The following is a 15,035-nucleotide window of genomic DNA, read 5'->3' as shown; positions in this document are numbered from 1 at the left end:
CATTCATGACCGTGTTGAAGATGACCGACCTCGACCTGCAAGGTAAGCGCGTACTGATCCGCGAAGACCTCAACGTCCCTGTGAAGGACGGTGTGGTGGCCAGCGACGCGCGTATCCTGGCAGCGCTGCCGACCATCAAGCTGGCCCTGGAGAAGGGCGCGGCGGTGATGGTCTGCTCGCACCTGGGCCGCCCGACCGAAGGCGAGTTCTCTGCCGAGAACAGCCTCAAGCCGGTTGCCGACTACCTGAGCAAGGCCCTGGGCCGCGACGTGCCGCTGGTCGCCGATTACCTCGACGGCGTTCAGGTTCAGGCCGGTGACCTGGTGCTGTTCGAAAACGTGCGCTTCAACAAGGGCGAGAAGAAGAACGCCGACGAGTTGGCGCAGAAGTACGCCGCCCTGTGCGACGTGTTCGTCATGGACGCCTTCGGTACCGCCCACCGCGCCGAGGGCTCCACCCACGGTGTTGCCAAGTTCGCCAAGGTCGCCGCCGCAGGCCCGCTGCTGGCTGCCGAGCTGGACGCCCTGGGCAAGGCCCTGAAGGCCCCGGCCAAACCGATGGCCGCCATCGTCGCCGGTTCCAAGGTGTCGACCAAGCTGGACGTGCTGAACAGCCTGAGCACCGTGTGCGACCAGCTGATCGTCGGTGGCGGCATCGCCAACACCTTCCTGGCCGCCGCCGGTCACCCGGTCGGCAAGTCGCTGTACGAGCCTGACCTGGTCGAGACCGCCAAGGCCATCGCCGCCAAGGTCAGCGTACCGCTGCCGGTGGACGTGGTGGTCGCCAAGGAATTCGCCGAGAGCGCCGAAGCCACCGTCAAGGCGATCGCCGACGTGGCCGCCGACGACATGATCCTGGACATCGGCCCGAAGACCGCCGAGCGGTTCGCCGAGTTGCTGAAGACCTCGAAGACTATCCTGTGGAACGGTCCGGTCGGTGTGTTCGAGTTCGACCAGTTCGGCAACGGCACCAAGGTCCTGGCCAAGGCCATCGCCGACAGCGCCGCGTTCTCCATTGCCGGTGGCGGCGACACCCTGGCGGCCATCGACAAGTATGGCGTGGGGGCCGATATCTCCTACATTTCTACCGGTGGCGGCGCGTTCCTCGAGTTCGTCGAGGGCAAGGTCCTGCCTGCCGTGGCAATCCTGGAAGAGCGGGCCAAGGCCTGAGCGTGAAGGCGCCTGGCAAAGGGAGCGACCTGATGGTCAAGCAATTGCCTGTGATGATCGTGGCCTTGTTGCTGGGCGCCTGCTCCAGCAACAAGGGCAGCGAGGCCGATCCGGCGCAGCCGCCCAAGGGCGGTTGCTACCAGTCCCAGTGGCAGGCGGAGACGGCACCGGTGATCAATAAGCGCCTGGGCCCGGACGGCCTGGAAAAGTACGACGACGAACACCAGCGCAAGGCCCCGGGTTGCCCTTGATCGGGTGGCTGGCAACCTGAGCCGGATTTCGTGGTCTTGGACATTGGGGCTGTCGTTGCGGCCTCATCGCGGGGCAAGCCCGCTCCCACGCACTCATCGTGGGAGCGGGCTTGCCCCGCGATGAGGCCGGTACAGCGTTCCCGTAACGAGGATGTTTGATGAAAGCGCTTCTGGCCGCATTGGCCCTGGCGACCCTGGCAGGCTGCTCGCTGTTGCAGCCGGCCCAACCCGCCCCGGCGGACAACTGGACCCGCTGGGTCTGCGACAGCCAGGCCGAAGTGCTGTGGCGTTTCGCCGACGCGAAGCAGGACGCGGTCGATGTCCGCCTTGGCGGCGGCGACCAGGTCCATCGGCTCAAGGCCGAGCCGGGTGCCTCCGGCGCGCTGTACAGCGATGGCATGCTGGCCTTCCACACCAAAGGTGAAGAAGGCCTGGTGTACTGGGTGGCGACCAACGATCTGATTGGGCGGGGCTGCAAGGCACCGTGACTGGCCGGGCCACGTAGATGGCCCACACTACTTGAACAGCAACCGCCCCTGCGGCAGGCTTGCATGAAACAAACGACGCTTGTCGGGAGAGAGATACACAATGGCACTCATTAGCATGCGCCAGATGCTGGACCACGCCGCCGAGTTCGGCTACGGCGTTCCGGCTTTCAACGTCAACAACCTCGAGCAGATGCGCGCGATCATGGAAGCCGCCGACGCCACCGACTCTCCGGTCATCGTCCAGGCCTCGGCCGGCGCCCGCAAGTACGCGGGTGCCCCGTTCCTGCGCCACCTGATCCTGGCCGCCATCGAAGAGTTCCCGCACATCCCGGTGTGCATGCACCAGGACCACGGCACCAGCCCTGACGTGTGCCAGCGCTCGATCCAGCTGGGCTTCAGCTCGGTGATGATGGACGGCTCGCTGAAGGAAGACGGCAAGACCCCGTCCGACTACGACTACAACGTCCGCGTCACCCAGCAGACCGTGGCGTTCGCCCACGCCTGCGGCGTGTCGGTGGAAGGTGAGCTGGGCTGCCTGGGCAGCCTGGAAACCGGCCAGGCCGGCGAGGAAGACGGCGTCGGCGCCGAAGGCATCCTGGACCACAGCCAGATGCTGACCGACCCGGAAGAGGCCGCCGACTTCGTCAAGAAGACCCAGGTCGATGCCCTGGCCATCGCCATCGGCACCAGCCACGGCGCCTACAAGTTCACCAAGCCGCCAACCGGTGACATCCTGGCGATCGACCGCATCAAGGAAATCCACAAGCGCATCCCCAACACCCACCTGGTGATGCACGGTTCCTCCTCGGTGCCGCAGGACTGGCTGGCGATCATCAACGAGTACGGCGGCCAGATCAAAGAGACCTACGGCGTGCCGGTCGAAGAGATCGTCGAAGGCATCAAGTACGGCGTGCGCAAGGTCAACATCGACACCGACCTGCGCCTGGCCTCCACCGGTGCCATCCGCCGCTACATGGCCCAGCACCCGAGCGAGTTCGACCCACGCAAGTTCTTCGCCGAGACCGTGAAGGCCATGCGCGACGTGTGCATCGCTCGCTACGAAGCCTTCGGCACCGCCGGCAACGCCTCGAAGATCAAGCCGATCTCCCTGGAAGGCATGTTCCAGCGTTACGCCAAGGGTGAGCTGGCCGCCAAGATCAACTGATCCGGCGCCGTTCAACGAAAGAGCCCGCAGTGATGCGGGCTTTTTTGTGCCCGCTGGTTTGCGCGCCCCGTACGTCGCCTCTCCACCGCTTATACCGTTAGTCGGCTAACATCAAATCCGATGGCGTATAGCCATCTGCCTGCATTGCGTCTTCGGGTGCCGAGTCTAGAGTAACAATCGGATCCAATCACAAGTCGAAGTTGGACTTACCAAGAGAAGCAGCATGGATGGCGCTTATTCACAATCACCGGAAAGCAGCTCGGTGCTGCTGGTCGTAGACGACTATCCGGAAAACCTCATCAGCATGCGGGCCCTGTTGTCCCGCCAGGATTGGCAGGTATTGACTGCCAGTTCAGGGATGGAAGCCCTGAGCACCCTGCTCGAACACGAAGTCGACCTGGTCCTGCTCGACGTGCAGATGCCTGAGATGGACGGCTTCGAAGTGGCCCGCCTGATGCGCGGCAGCCAACGCACGCGGCTGACCCCGATCATCTTCCTCACCGCCAACGAACAGTCCGATGCCGCAGTGCTTAAAGGCTATGCCAGCGGCGCGGTGGACTACCTGTTCAAACCCTTCGACCCGCAGATTCTCAAGCCCAAGGTCCAGGCCCTGCTGGAGCAGCAGCGCAACCGACGCATGCTGCAACGGTTGACCCGCGAGCTGGAATCGGCGCGGGCCTTCAATGCCTCGATCCTGGAGAACGCCGCCGAGGGCATCCTGGTGGTGGACGAGTCGGGCTGCATCGGTTTCGCCAACCCGGCGATCTCGCGCCTGCTCGATGCCCCGGTGGACAAGCTGCAGGGCGCGCACATGCTCGACCTGATCCAGCTGCCCTGCGCCAACCTGTGGCCCGAGTCGGATTTCTACCAGGCCTACCTGGGCCGGCAGATCTTCCGCGTGCACGATGCCCAGCTACGCACCCTCGGTGGCCAGCCGGTACCGGTGGCGCTGTCCTGCGCGCCGTTGCCCGCCGAGCAGAAGGCCATGGTGGTGACGGTGCTGGACATGTCGGTGGTGCGCAGCCTGCACCAGCAGCTCGAGTACCAGGCGGTGACCGACCCGCTGACCGGGCTGCTCAATCGCCGTGGTTTCTACCAGGCCGCCGAGAGCGCGCTGCTGCGCAACGAGCGCTCGGACAAGGCCAAGGCCTTGATGTACATGGACCTGGACGGCTTCAAGCGGATCAACGACCTGCTTGGCCACGAGGCCGGCGACAAGGTCCTGCGCTGGGTGGCCGACCAGCTCAAGGAGTGTCTGGGCAGCGAGGCGTTGCTGGCCAGGATGGGCGGCGACGAGTTCACCGCGCTGTTCGATGGCCTGCCGTACCCCGAGCAGGCCGGGCGCTATGCCGAGAAGCTGCTGGAGCGGATGTCGAGCTTCCAGCAGGTGGATGGCCTGGAGGTCAACCTGGGGGTCAGTATCGGCATCGCCACCTACCCCGACTGCGGCGCCAACGTGGAAGGCCTGCTGCGGGCGGCCGATGCCGCGATGTATGCGGCCAAGCAGGCCGGCCGCCAGCAGTACCGCTTCTACGACCAGGAGCTCAACGGCCGTGCCCGCTCGCGGTTGATGCTCGAGGACAGCGTGCGCACGGCCATTGAGCAGAACGATTTCAGCCTGGTCTATCAGCCCCAGGTGGCGTTCGCCGATGGCCGGTTGCGTGGCTTCGAGGCGCTGTTGCGCTGGAAGCATCCAAGCGTCGGCGATGTGCCGCCCGGGCTGTTCATTCCCTTGTTGGAAGAGGCGCGCCTGATCAACCGCCTGGCCAGCTGGATCTATCGCAAGGGTGCTGCCCAGCGCAATGCCTGGAGCGATCGCTTCGGTTCACAACTGGTGCTGGGCATCAGCCTGAGCCGCGCCCAGTTCACCATGCCAGGGTTGGTCGATGAGCTGGCCCAGGTAATCGACAAGCACCAGCTGCAGCCTGCCCAGCTGGAGGTGGAGGTGGCCGAGACGTCGCTGATGTACAACATCGACGCGGCGGTGAAGCAGGTGCATCGCCTGCGCGAGCTGGGTATTCGCGTGGCGCTGGACGACTTCGGTGCCGGCGACTGCTCGTTGCGCATGTTGCGCGACCTGCCTATCGACACCCTCAAGCTCGATCGCCATCTGGTTGCGCGACTGCCGGACTCGGCGGCGGATATCGCCCTGGTGCGCAGCGTCATTGGCCTGTGCGCGGCCTACGACATCACCGTGATTGCCGAGGGCGTGGAGACCCGGGCCCAGGCAGAATGGCTCAAGGACGCCGGCTGCGCCTACGTGCAGGGGTTCCTGGTCGCCCGTCCGCTGACAGCCAGCGATGCTGGCAACTTCCCGGTGGTTTTCCCATGGGCGTCGTGATTGGCTAAACTCGCGTCTTCCCGTTCCGAACGCCTGCCATGACCGCCTTACGCTACCTGCAAGCCTACCCGCCGCACCTGCAGGAACAGGTGCGCCAGATGATCGCCAGCGATCGCCTGGGCGACTACCTGCGCCAGCGCTACCCCGAGCGCCATGACGTGCAGAGTGACAAGGCGCTGTACGGCTATGCCCAGGAAATCAAGCAACAGTACCTGCGCAGCGCGCCGCCGCTGGACAAGGTGCTGTTCGACAACCGCCTGGACCTTACCCACCGGGCGCTGGGCCTGAACACGGCGGTTTCGCGGGTGCAGGGCGGCAAGCTCAAGGCGAAGAAGGAAATCCGCGTCGCCTCGCTGTTTCGCGAGGCGGCGCCGCAGTTCCTGCGCATGATCGTGGTGCATGAGCTGGCGCACCTGAGGGAGCGCGACCACAACAAGGCCTTCTACCAGCTCTGCCAGCACATGGAGCCGGACTACCATCAACTGGAATTCGACCTGCGCGTCTACCTGACCTATCGGGAGCTGCCGGGCAACACCTGAGGGACAAGCACCCCATGACCACGGAAGTGAGCAAGACCCGCAGCAGCTTCTATCGCCGCCTCTACGTGGCCTGGCTGATCGACAGCCAGACCGCCACCAGCGTGCCAGCGCTGATGGAGGCCACCGGCATGCCGCGACGCACTGCCCAGGACACCATCGCCGCCCTGGCCGACCTGGATATCGTCTGCGAGTTCGAGCAGCAGGCCGGCGCGCGCAACCATGCCGGGCACTACCGTATCCGCGACTGGGGGGCGATCGACAAGCAGTGGATCATCCAGCACCTGCGCCAGCTGCGTGAAGTGCTGGGCTATCCCTGAGGTGGGGTGGGATGGGGGCCGCCTGTCTGTGGGAGCGGGTTTACCCGCGAAGCAGACACCGCGGTGTATGGCACGGGCTACGCCCGTGTTCGCGGGCAAGCCCGCTCCCACAGGGACTGCGCCAGTTTTCAGGTTTTGAGCAATACACCCAATTTTCAGGATGTTCCGATGTCTGCCAAGGCCATCAACACACGCTTCAGCAACTACGCCGCCATGGCCGATGGTGTCGCGACCCTGTTGTTCCCCCATGCCGAAGTGGTGGTCCACGACCTGCGCAGCCAGACGGTCGTGCATATCGCCAACAATATTTCCAGGCGTCAGTTGGGCGACGACTCGGCGCTGGAGGATCTGCCGGGCGAACTGAGCGCCACGACGCCGTTGGGGCCCTACGAGAAACTCAACTGGAACGGTCAGAAAGTGCGCTCGATCAGCAGTGTCATGGTCGATGAGGCCGGTGCTCCCGAGGCGCTGCTGTGCATCAACTTCAATGTCTCGGTGCTGGAGCAGGCCAAGCAGGCACTGGACCTGTTCTTCCAGGCCAGCCGCTTGCTGCCCCAGCCAGACGTGCTGTTCCGTGATGACTGGCAGGAGCGCATCAACACCTTCCTGCATGCCTGGCTCAGGCAGCATGGCTTGAGCCTCGAGGGGCTCAGCCGGGAGCACAAGCGCGAGCTGGTCGAGGCCCTGCACGGAGAAGGTGCCTTCCGCGGCGGCGGTACATACGACTACGTGGCCAATATCCTCGGCATGGGCAGGGCGACGGTCTACAAGTATGTGAAGCTCGCTCGGGAGGCATAGCTTCCAGGCTTGTACTTGGTGGAAAAATATTCTACGGTGGATTTTTATTCCATTTGGCGTCGGCGCCTGCCTGTCGCTTTTCGAGGAGATTCCACCTCATGCCTATCGACGATCTGGCGCTTGAGCAGCTGTACCAGTCCATTCTCCAGGCCCATCAGGCCCTGCGCCCGCAGGTGCCGGTGACCCCGCTGGCACGCAGCCTGGCGCTCTCGGCCATGACCGGCTGCGACGTTCATCTCAAGTGCGAACACTTCCAGCTGACCGGTTCGTTCAAGTTTCGCGGTGCCAGCAACAAGCTGCGGCTGCTGGGTGAGGCGCAGCGCAGCAGGGGAGTTATCGCTGCTTCCTCGGGCAATCATGGGCAAGGGCTTGCCCTGGCCGGTCAACTGCTGGACGTGCCGGTGACGGTGTATGTCAGCGATGAAGCCTCGCCGGCCAAGATCGAGGCGATGCGTCTGCTGGGGGCGCAGGTGCAGGTCCTGAAGGTCGATTCGCTGGGGGCGGAGCAACTGGCTCGTGAAGAGGCTGGGCGTCAGAACAAGCCGTTCGTCTCACCTTACAACGATCTGGAGGTCATCGCCGGGCAGGGGACCATCGGCATGGAACTGTTCCAGCAGGCGCCGGACCTGGACGCGGTGTTCGTCGCGGTGGGCGGCGGCGGAATGGTCTCCGGCATCGCCACCGCACTGCACAAGCTGGCGCCGTCGGTGCAGATCATCGGCTGCTGGCCGGCCAACGCGCCGACCCTGCAACGCTCCATCGAACAAGGCCGGATCATCGAGATGGATGAACTGCCGACCCTTTCCGACGGCACCGCCGGGGGCGTGGAGACGGACGCGGTCACCTTGCCTATCTGCCAGCGCCTGCTGACGCGCACCGTGCTGGTCAGCGAGGACGAGATCAGGCAGGCCATGCGTGATGCCGCTGCGTGCGAGCGCTGGATCATCGAAGGCGCCGCCGCCGTCGCGCTGGCGGGCATGAAGCAGCTGGCCGGGCACTACCAGGGCAAGAAGGTGGCGGTGGTGTTGTGCGGACGCAATATCCAGCTGGAGAAATACCTGGAGGCCATCGCATGAAGATCCACGACCTGCAGGCGATCAAGGCCTGCCTCGACCTTGACGCGATCGAGCGGCGGCTGGTGGACGGTTTCAAGGCCTACAGTGTGGGCCAGGTGCAGGCCCCGCCGGTGCAGACTTTCCAGTTCCGCCAGGCCAATGGTGATTGCTGCATCAAATCGGCTTACCTCGAGGGCGGCGAAACCTTCGTGGTCAAGGTCTCAAGTGGTTTCTACGACAATCCGGGCAAGGGCCTACCCAGCAATGACGGCTTGATGCTGGTGCTGTCGGCCCGCACCGGTGAACCGCTTGCATGGCTGGCCGATCAGGGCTGGCTGACTGCCGTGCGCACAGCCTTGGCCGGGCGCATTGTTGCCCGCCTGCTGGCGCCTCGCGAGGTCGAGGCCATCGGCGTGCTTGGCACCGGCCTGCAGGCCCGCTTGCAACTGGAGTACCTGATGCCGCTGACGAGCTGCCGTCAGGTGGTGGTCTGGGGGCGCAGCGAGCAAGGCCTGTCGGATTACCGTGAGCATGCCCGGGCGCTGGGCTTCAGCGTGCAGACGGTCGGACAGCCGCAGGCTGTCGCGCAGGCGGCCAACTTGATCGTAACCACCACCCCGTCACGGGAGCCGTTGCTCAGGCGCGAGTGGATTCGTCCCGGCACCCATATCACGGCGGTCGGCGCGGACTGCGTCGGCAAGCAGGAGCTGGATGCGGCGCTGGTTGCCTCGATGTCGCGAATCATCGTCGACTCGCAGGCTCAGTGCGGTGCCTATGGCGAGGTTTCCCACGTGCTCAAGGCACAGGCGCTCGAACCTTCCCGCCTATTGGAGCTGGGCGCGGTGCTGGCTGGCCAGGGCACTGGGCGTCAGGATCAGCACGAGGTTACCCTGGCCGACCTGACTGGCGTCGCGGTGCAGGATGCGCAAATTGCCCAGTGGGTCTTCGAGCGCCTGCGCGGTTGAACGATTAAATTATCCACAGCCCGGCCAAAATAGAGGCAATTTGACAGTATTGTCGCGTGCCACAACGCTCAGCCTTGTGTAGGCTGCCAGAGCAGTAGTCGTTAAGATCGCCGTTACCGCGTGGGTTACCAATTGCGAAAGGACTTGAGCATGCGGCCACTGCTTTGCGTTCTTGGTTTACTCGGGGTGTTGTGCGCGGGGCCTGCCCTGGCCCATGGCAAGCTGCGGCTGGTGGCCGACAGCTGGCCGCCTTTTACCGACACCAGCATGCCCGGTGGCGGCCTGGCCACCAGCATCGTCACCACGGCGCTGACCCGTGCCGGCTACGCCACCGAATTCGAGGAGGTGCCCTGGGCCAGGGCGCTGATGGGCGTGGGCGAGGGGCGCTACGACGTGCTGATCAACGCCTGGTACAACGACGAGCGAACCCTGATCGGCCAGTTCTCCGATGCCTACCTGGTCAACCGCATCCGCCTGCTCAAGCGTGAGGGCGAGGCGTTCGCCTATGCGCGCCAGTCCGACCTCTATCCCTACACCATCGCCGTGGTGCGCGATTACGCCTATTCCCCTGAATTCGACAGCGACGAGCGCCTGAACAAGGTGCCGGTACGCAGCTTCTCGTCCGCGGTGCGCATGCTGGCGGCCGGCCGGGTCAACCTGGCGGTGGAGGATGAGTTCGTGGCGCGCTACAACCTGCAACGCGAGCCGCAGCCGGTGCGGGAGGGCGTGGCGTTCGTCGACCCGCCGCTGAGCGAGAACAGCCTGCACATCCTGGTCAGCCTCAAGCACCCGGAGCACCAGAAGATCGTCGCCCGCTTCGAGAAGGCCATCGCCACGATGAAGGCCGACGGCAGTTACGACCGGTTGCTGCGCCAGCATGGGTTCTGATCGCGGGGCGATCAGGCGGGTTCGCCTTCCTTGATCAGATGCCCTGCCAGGGTGCGCAACGGCCCGAGCTGCCGGCAGATCAGCGCCAGCTGCGTCTGCACCAGCCGCTGATGCTCGTCCAGCTCCTCCGGCATCTGCTCCAGCGCATTGGCCAGGGCTTCTTCGGCATCGCTGTGGATCGCCACCGGCAAGCGCGCCGCCAGGCCATTGGCAATTTCGTCGAGGCTGCTGGCCAGGCTCCGCCCGGCGCCATCGATCAGCTGCTCGTGGACCTCGGTCGGCAGCGCCGTGTCGCGGTGCGCCCCGAGCCCCGATAGGTAGCTGAGCAAGGTGTGTGACAGCACCAGGAAGCGGAAGCCGACATCGGCTTCCTTACGGAAGTGCCCCGGCTCCATCAGCATGTTGGCCAAGGTGGTGGACAATGCCGCGTCGGCATTGTGCGCGTTGCGCCGGGCCAGGCGATAGGCCAGGTCGTCGCGCTTGCCGTGGGCGTACTGCTGCATGATCTGGCGCAGGTACTCGCTGGCGCAGGCCAGGGTGTTGGCCAGCACCTTGTTCAGTCGCCGGCCCTGCCAGTCGGGCAGGAACAGGAACACCGCGAGAATGGCGATCAGGCTGCCCACCAGGGTATCGAACAGGCGCGGCAGGAACAGGCCGTAGCCATCGCCGATCTGGTTGAAGCAGAACAGCACCATCAGGGTGATCGCCGCCGTGGCCAGGGTGTAGCGGGTGGTGCGGTTGACGAAGAACACCACCCCGGCGACCACCGCGAACAGCGACTGGATGATCGGGTTGGGGAACAGGTCGAACAGCGCCCAGCCCACGGTCAGGCCGATGGCGGTGCCGAAGATCCGCTGCACCAGCTTGCGCCGGGTCGCGCCATAGTTGGGCTGGCAGACGAACAGTGTGGTGAGGATGATCCAGTAGCCCTGGGTCGGGTGGATCAGGTGCACCATGCCATAGCCCACCGACAGCGCCAGCGACAGGCGCAGGGCGTGGCGAAACAGCAGCGAGGTCGGCGTCAGTTGGGTGCGCAGGCGTTTCCACACGTCCTTGAGGTTGCGTGGCGAGCGGTCGAGCAGGCTGCTGTCACTGGCATCGGCCAGGCTGTCGGGGTTGCTTGCGGCGCTGAGCAGCCGGTCGAGGGTGGCCAGGTTGGCGGCCAGCGCGCGCAGCGAGCGCAGCAGGCCGCGCCAGGCCGGGTTGCTCTGGATGCGCAGGTGCTCGAGCGAAGCATTGAGGTCTTCCAGGGCCTCGGGGTAGCCGCTGGCGAGCACGAAGGGCTGGCGCAGGCGAATCGAGCGGGCCAGCTCCTGGCAGGATGAGCCCTGTTTGCGCAGCAGGCGCTGGCAGCGGAACATCACATCGCTGTGGAAGAAGGCGTCGGTCAACGCGTTGTAAGGGTAGTGCGAGGCACTGACCCGCTCATGGATGTCCTGGGCCAGGAAGTACAGCTTGAGGTAGCGGCTGACCTTGGAGTTGGGCTGGCTGTTGCCGACCCGGTGCAGGATGATTTCCTTGGCCGCGTTGAGCGCCGCCACCACCCTGCCGTTCTGCTTGGCCAGTTCCAGGCGCGTGGCCTCGACGTCGAGGGTGCGCACCGGCTCGAACAGGCTGGCCTTGAGCTTGAGGTAGCTGCCCAGCTCATAGAACAGCCTGGCCAGGCTCTGCTGCACCGGCTGGTTGGAGAACAGCGCCTGCCACAGCACCGACAGCAGCCCGTACCAGGCCGCCCCCGCCACCAGCAGCAGCGGCTCGTGCCAGAAATCGCTGACTTCACCGCCGCGCTGGTCGACGCCGATCATGGTGTAGACCGACAGGATCAGCGTGGCCGAGGCGATCGCCCCGTAGCGTTCGCCCAGGGCCCCGAGCATGGTCAGGGAAAACGCCGCCAGGGCCAGGGCGACGGCGAAGATCCAGGGGTAGGGGAACAGCAGCTCGACCGAGAGCGCGGCGATGGCGAAGCAGCCCAGGGTCACCAGCAGGGCGCTGAGCCGGCCCTGCCAGCCATCGTCGGTTTCGGCCAGGGCACTGGCGATGATGCCGAGGAACAGCGGAATCAGCAGGCTCATCTCGTTCTGGTACCAGCACCAGGCCATGCTGCCGGTGAGGGCGATGGTCACACGGATGGCGTAGCTGAACTTGTCTTGGCCCCACAGGCGACGCAATGAATGGCGGAACGAGCTCGATGACATGATGGCCTGCTGGGCAGTATTCGAAAAAGAATCTCTGGGGCCTCATCGCGGGGCAAGCCCGCTCCCACGCGCCGAATTGGCCTTGGTGGGAGCGGGCTTGCCCCGCGATGGTTTTTCACCCTTCGCAGCGTTGGACCAGCAAGAAGCGTTCCGTGCTGCTGAATGGATTCTACTCTACACGAACTGCGCCGCCGCGTTGGCCGAAGCCCAGGCCCACTGGAAGTTGAAACCGCCCAGGTACCCGCTCACATCCAGCACCTCGCCGATGAAGTACAGCCCAGGGCTCTTCAGCGACTCCATGGTCTTGGACGATACCTCGCGGGTATCGACGCCGCCCAGGGTCACTTCGGCGGTGCGATAGCCCTCGGTACCGGCCGGGATGACCTGCCAGGCCGCCAGTTTTTCGGCGATCTGGGTCAATTCCGCCGGGGTGTACTGCTTCAGCGGTTTCGAAACGAACCACTGCTCGGCCAGCAGGTTGGCCAGCTTGCGGGTGAACACCTCGCCCAGAACCGTCTTCAGTTCGCTGTTGGGGCGCTCGACTTGCTGGCCCTGCAGCCACTCCAGCGCGTCGCGATCGGGTAGCAGGTTGATCTCCACCGTGTCGCCGGCTTCCCAGAACGACGAGATCTGCAGGATCGCCGGGCCGCTCAGGCCGCGGTGGGTGAACAGCAGGTTCTCGCGGAAACTGGTGCCATTGCAGCTGGCGATGCAGTCCAGCGAGGTGCCCGACAACTCGGTGCACAGTGCCTTGAGCTGGGGCTCGGTGATGGTGAACGGCACCAGGCCGGCGCGGGTCGGCAGCAGCTCATGGCCGAACTGGCGGGCGACCTGGTAGCCGAAGCCGGTGGCGCCCAGGGTCGGGATCGACAGGCCGCCGGTGGCGATCACCAGCGACTGGCAGGCGAACGGGCCGGCGCTGGTCTGCAGGGTGTAGCCGGCCTCGGTCTTGTCGATGCGCTCGATGCTGGTGTTCATGCGCAGCTCGGCGCCGGCCTGGTCGCACTCGGCCAGCAGCATGTCGAGGATGTCGCTGGACTTGTTGTCGCAGAACAGCTGGCCGAGCTTCTTCTCGTGGTACGGCACGCCGTGCTTGCACACCAGCTCGATGAAGTCCCACTGGGTGTAGCGGGCCAGCGCCGACTTGCAGAAGTGCGGGTTGTGCGAGAGGAAATTGGCCGGCTCGGTGTACATGTTGGTGAAGTTGCAGCGCCCGCCGCCGGACATGAGGATCTTCTTGCCCGGCTTGTTGGCGTGGTCGAGCAGCAGCACCCGGCGCCCGCGGCGGGCGCTGAGCTGGGCGCACATCAGGCCGGCGGCGCCGGCGCCGAGGATGATCACGTCGGTGGAGTGCACGTGGGTGAACCTTTGCAGTTGGAGTTGAGTGTCAGGGCAGCGTGGGAGCGGGCTTGCCCCGCGATGGCGCCAGCAGGGGCAACATCATTGCCTGGCTTGACGCTATCGCGGGGCAAGCCCGCTCCCACGGGATCTGTGCAGGGCCTAGATAATACGGACTTTCAGGGCACGACCCTTGATCTTGCCGCTGTTCAGGCGCTGCATGGCCTGCTTGGCCACCGCCCGCTCCACAGCCACGAACGCTACGAAGTCAAAGATGGCGATCTTGCCCACCTGCTTGCCCGGCAACCCGGCGTCGCCGGTCAGCGCGCCGAGGATGTCGCCCGGACGCAGCTTGTCCTTGCGTCCGGCACCGATGCACAGGGTAGTCATCGCCGGCAGCAGCGGCTCGCCGCCCTTGCTCTTGAGGTTGTCCAGCTGTTCCCAGCGCAGCGGCTTGTTTTGCAGGTCCTCGATGGCCTGGGCGCGGTGGCCTTCGGCCGGGGCCACCAGGCTGATCGCCACGCCTTTCTCGCCGGCGCGGCCGGTACGGCCGACGCGGTGCACGTGGATCTCGGCGTCACGGGCCAGCTCGACGTTGATCACCAGGTCCAGGCCGTCGATGTCCAGGCCACGGGCGGCCACGTCGGTGGCCACCAGCACCGAGCTGCTGCGGTTGGCGAACATGGTCAGCACCTGGTCGCGATCGCGCTGCTCCAGGTCGCCGTGCAGGGCCTGGGCGACGATGCCCTTGGCGGTCAGGTGGGTGACCAGGTCCTCGCATTGCTGCTTGGTGAAGCAGAACGCCACGCAGGACTGCGGGCGGTAATGGCCGAGCACGCGGGTCACCGCTTCCAGGCGCTGCTGCGGGTCGATCTCGATGAAGCGCTGTTCGATCTGGCTGTCGCTGTGCAGCGCCTCGACCTTGACCTGCTGCGGCTGGCGCATGAAGTCCTTGGCCAGTTGCTCGATGCCGGCCGGGTAGGTGGCGGAGAACAGCAGGGTCTGGCGGCGCGACGGGGTCTTGCCGATGATGCTGGCGATGGCGTCGAAGAAACCCATGTCGAGCATACGGTCGGCTTCGTCCAGGACCAGGGTGTTGAGACCGTCGAGCACCAGGGTGCCTTTGTCCAGGTGTTGCTGGATGCGCCCCGGGGTGCCGACGATGATGTGCGCGCCGTGTTCCAGCGAGGCGATCTGCGGACCCAGCGAGACGCCGCCGCACAGGGTGAGGATCTTGATGTTGTCCTCGGCGCGGGCCAGGCGGCGCAGCTCCTTGGCCACCTGGTCGGCCAGCTCCCGGGTCGGGCACAGCACCAGGGCCTGGCAGCCGAAGTAGCGCGGGTTGATCGGGTTGAGCAGGCCGATGCCGAAGGCGGCGGTCTTGCCGCTACCGGTCTTGGCCTGGGCGATCAGGTCCTGGCCCTTGAGGATGACCGGCAGGCTCTGGGCCTGGATCGGCGTCATCGAGGCGTAGCCCAGGGCGTCCAGGTTGGCCAGCATGGCGGCGGACAGCGGGAGGGTGGCAA

14 protein-coding genes are annotated in these 15,035 nt (G+C 65.4%); 11 read left to right on the top strand and 3 right to left on the bottom strand.

What is annotated here, in order from left to right; translation table 11 throughout:
* The first annotated feature begins 5 nt into the window (after positions 1-5).
* The 11 genes from HU735_RS23980 (at position 6) to HU735_RS23930 (ending at position 9,976) form a co-directional block, all read left to right on the top strand.
* Entirely contained in the window at positions 6-1,169 is a 1,164-nt protein-coding gene (locus HU735_RS23980) for a phosphoglycerate kinase (RefSeq protein ID WP_186715834.1), read from the top strand.
* A gap of 32 nt (positions 1,170-1,201) precedes the next feature.
* Positions 1,202-1,420, top strand: coding sequence for a hypothetical protein (locus HU735_RS23975; RefSeq protein ID WP_050707230.1), 219 nt, complete (start codon positions 1,202-1,204; stop codon positions 1,418-1,420).
* Between the two features lie 158 nt (positions 1,421-1,578).
* Complete coding sequence (locus tag HU735_RS23970) at positions 1,579-1,908, top strand: MliC family protein (RefSeq protein WP_186715833.1); 330 nt, start codon at positions 1,579-1,581, stop codon at positions 1,906-1,908.
* A gap of 100 nt (positions 1,909-2,008) precedes the next feature.
* Positions 2,009-3,073, top strand: coding sequence for a class II fructose-bisphosphate aldolase (gene fba, locus HU735_RS23965; protein WP_050707214.1), 1,065 nt, complete (start codon positions 2,009-2,011; stop codon positions 3,071-3,073).
* Positions 3,074-3,296: 223 nt separating this feature from the next.
* The gene (locus HU735_RS23960) at positions 3,297-5,414 is read left to right on the top strand and encodes an EAL domain-containing protein (protein ID WP_186715832.1); all 2,118 of its coding nucleotides are present in this window, start codon (positions 3,297-3,299) and stop codon (positions 5,412-5,414) included.
* A gap of 38 nt (positions 5,415-5,452) precedes the next feature.
* Positions 5,453-5,953 carry a M48 family metallopeptidase gene (locus HU735_RS23955; RefSeq protein WP_023631708.1) on the top strand — a complete coding sequence of 167 codons (501 nt, stop codon included), beginning with the start codon at positions 5,453-5,455 and terminating at the stop codon, positions 5,951-5,953.
* Between the two features lie 14 nt (positions 5,954-5,967).
* Positions 5,968-6,270: a winged helix-turn-helix domain-containing protein gene (locus HU735_RS23950; RefSeq protein WP_028688318.1), complete on the top strand. Its 303-nt coding sequence runs from the start codon at positions 5,968-5,970 to the stop codon at positions 6,268-6,270.
* A gap of 168 nt (positions 6,271-6,438) precedes the next feature.
* Positions 6,439-7,068, top strand: a complete 630-nt coding sequence (locus HU735_RS23945) for a PAS domain-containing protein (RefSeq protein ID WP_186715831.1) — start codon at positions 6,439-6,441, stop codon at positions 7,066-7,068.
* 98 nt (positions 7,069-7,166) lie between these two features.
* A complete protein-coding gene (locus HU735_RS23940) occupies positions 7,167-8,144 on the top strand; it encodes a threonine/serine dehydratase (RefSeq protein WP_186715830.1) in 978 nt (325 codons plus the stop codon).
* On the top strand, positions 8,141-9,088 hold the full coding sequence (locus HU735_RS23935; RefSeq protein WP_186715829.1) for an ornithine cyclodeaminase family protein: 948 nt from the start codon (positions 8,141-8,143) through the stop codon (positions 9,086-9,088). The genes HU735_RS23940 and HU735_RS23935 overlap by 4 nt, the downstream gene beginning before the upstream one ends.
* Before the next feature lie 150 nt (positions 9,089-9,238).
* Positions 9,239-9,976, top strand: coding sequence for a transporter substrate-binding domain-containing protein (locus tag HU735_RS23930; protein WP_186715827.1), 738 nt, complete (start codon positions 9,239-9,241; stop codon positions 9,974-9,976).
* An 11-nt stretch (positions 9,977-9,987) separates the two neighbouring features.
* Here the strand turns inward: HU735_RS23930 and yccS are convergent, their stop codons facing one another.
* From yccS to dbpA, 3 genes are all read right to left on the bottom strand, one after another.
* Positions 9,988-12,171, bottom strand: coding sequence for a YccS family putative transporter (gene yccS, locus HU735_RS23925; protein ID WP_186715825.1), 2,184 nt, complete (start codon positions 12,169-12,171; stop codon positions 9,988-9,990).
* Between the two features lie 174 nt (positions 12,172-12,345).
* Positions 12,346-13,527, bottom strand: coding sequence for an aminoacetone oxidase family FAD-binding enzyme (locus HU735_RS23920; RefSeq protein WP_186715823.1), 1,182 nt, complete (start codon positions 13,525-13,527; stop codon positions 12,346-12,348).
* A gap of 144 nt (positions 13,528-13,671) precedes the next feature.
* Positions 13,672-15,009, bottom strand: coding sequence for an ATP-dependent RNA helicase DbpA (gene dbpA / locus HU735_RS23915; RefSeq protein ID WP_238349894.1), 1,338 nt, complete (start codon positions 15,007-15,009; stop codon positions 13,672-13,674).
* Positions 15,010-15,035: the final 26 nt, after the last annotated feature.

Origin of the sequence: Pseudomonas sp. BW16M2, from assembly GCF_014268865.1 — a bacterium.
Lineage (GTDB): Bacteria > Pseudomonadota > Gammaproteobacteria > Pseudomonadales > Pseudomonadaceae > Aquipseudomonas > Aquipseudomonas peradeniyensis.
This window is presented reverse-complemented; position numbering and strand designations above follow the sequence as displayed.

Coding starts and splice junctions, on each gene's coding strand:
- HU735_RS23980 (WP_186715834.1), top strand. CDS start 6: ATGACCGTGTTGAAGATGACCGACCTCGACCTGCAAGGTAAGCGCGTA.
- fba (WP_050707214.1), top strand. CDS start 2,009: ATGGCACTCATTAGCATGCGCCAGATGCTGGACCACGCCGCCGAGTTC.
- HU735_RS23930 (WP_186715827.1), top strand. CDS start 9,239: ATGCGGCCACTGCTTTGCGTTCTTGGTTTACTCGGGGTGTTGTGCGCG.
- HU735_RS23955 (WP_023631708.1), top strand. CDS start 5,453: ATGACCGCCTTACGCTACCTGCAAGCCTACCCGCCGCACCTGCAGGAA.
- HU735_RS23950 (WP_028688318.1), top strand. CDS start 5,968: ATGACCACGGAAGTGAGCAAGACCCGCAGCAGCTTCTATCGCCGCCTC.
- HU735_RS23935 (WP_186715829.1), top strand. CDS start 8,141: ATGAAGATCCACGACCTGCAGGCGATCAAGGCCTGCCTCGACCTTGAC.
- HU735_RS23945 (WP_186715831.1), top strand. CDS start 6,439: ATGTCTGCCAAGGCCATCAACACACGCTTCAGCAACTACGCCGCCATG.
- HU735_RS23975 (WP_050707230.1), top strand. CDS start 1,202: ATGGTCAAGCAATTGCCTGTGATGATCGTGGCCTTGTTGCTGGGCGCC.
- yccS (WP_186715825.1), bottom strand. CDS start 12,171: ATGTCATCGAGCTCGTTCCGCCATTCATTGCGTCGCCTGTGGGGCCAA.
- HU735_RS23940 (WP_186715830.1), top strand. CDS start 7,167: ATGCCTATCGACGATCTGGCGCTTGAGCAGCTGTACCAGTCCATTCTC.
- HU735_RS23960 (WP_186715832.1), top strand. CDS start 3,297: ATGGATGGCGCTTATTCACAATCACCGGAAAGCAGCTCGGTGCTGCTG.
- dbpA (WP_238349894.1), bottom strand. CDS start 15,009: ATGCTGGCCAACCTGGACGCCCTGGGCTACGCCTCGATGACGCCGATC.
- HU735_RS23970 (WP_186715833.1), top strand. CDS start 1,579: ATGAAAGCGCTTCTGGCCGCATTGGCCCTGGCGACCCTGGCAGGCTGC.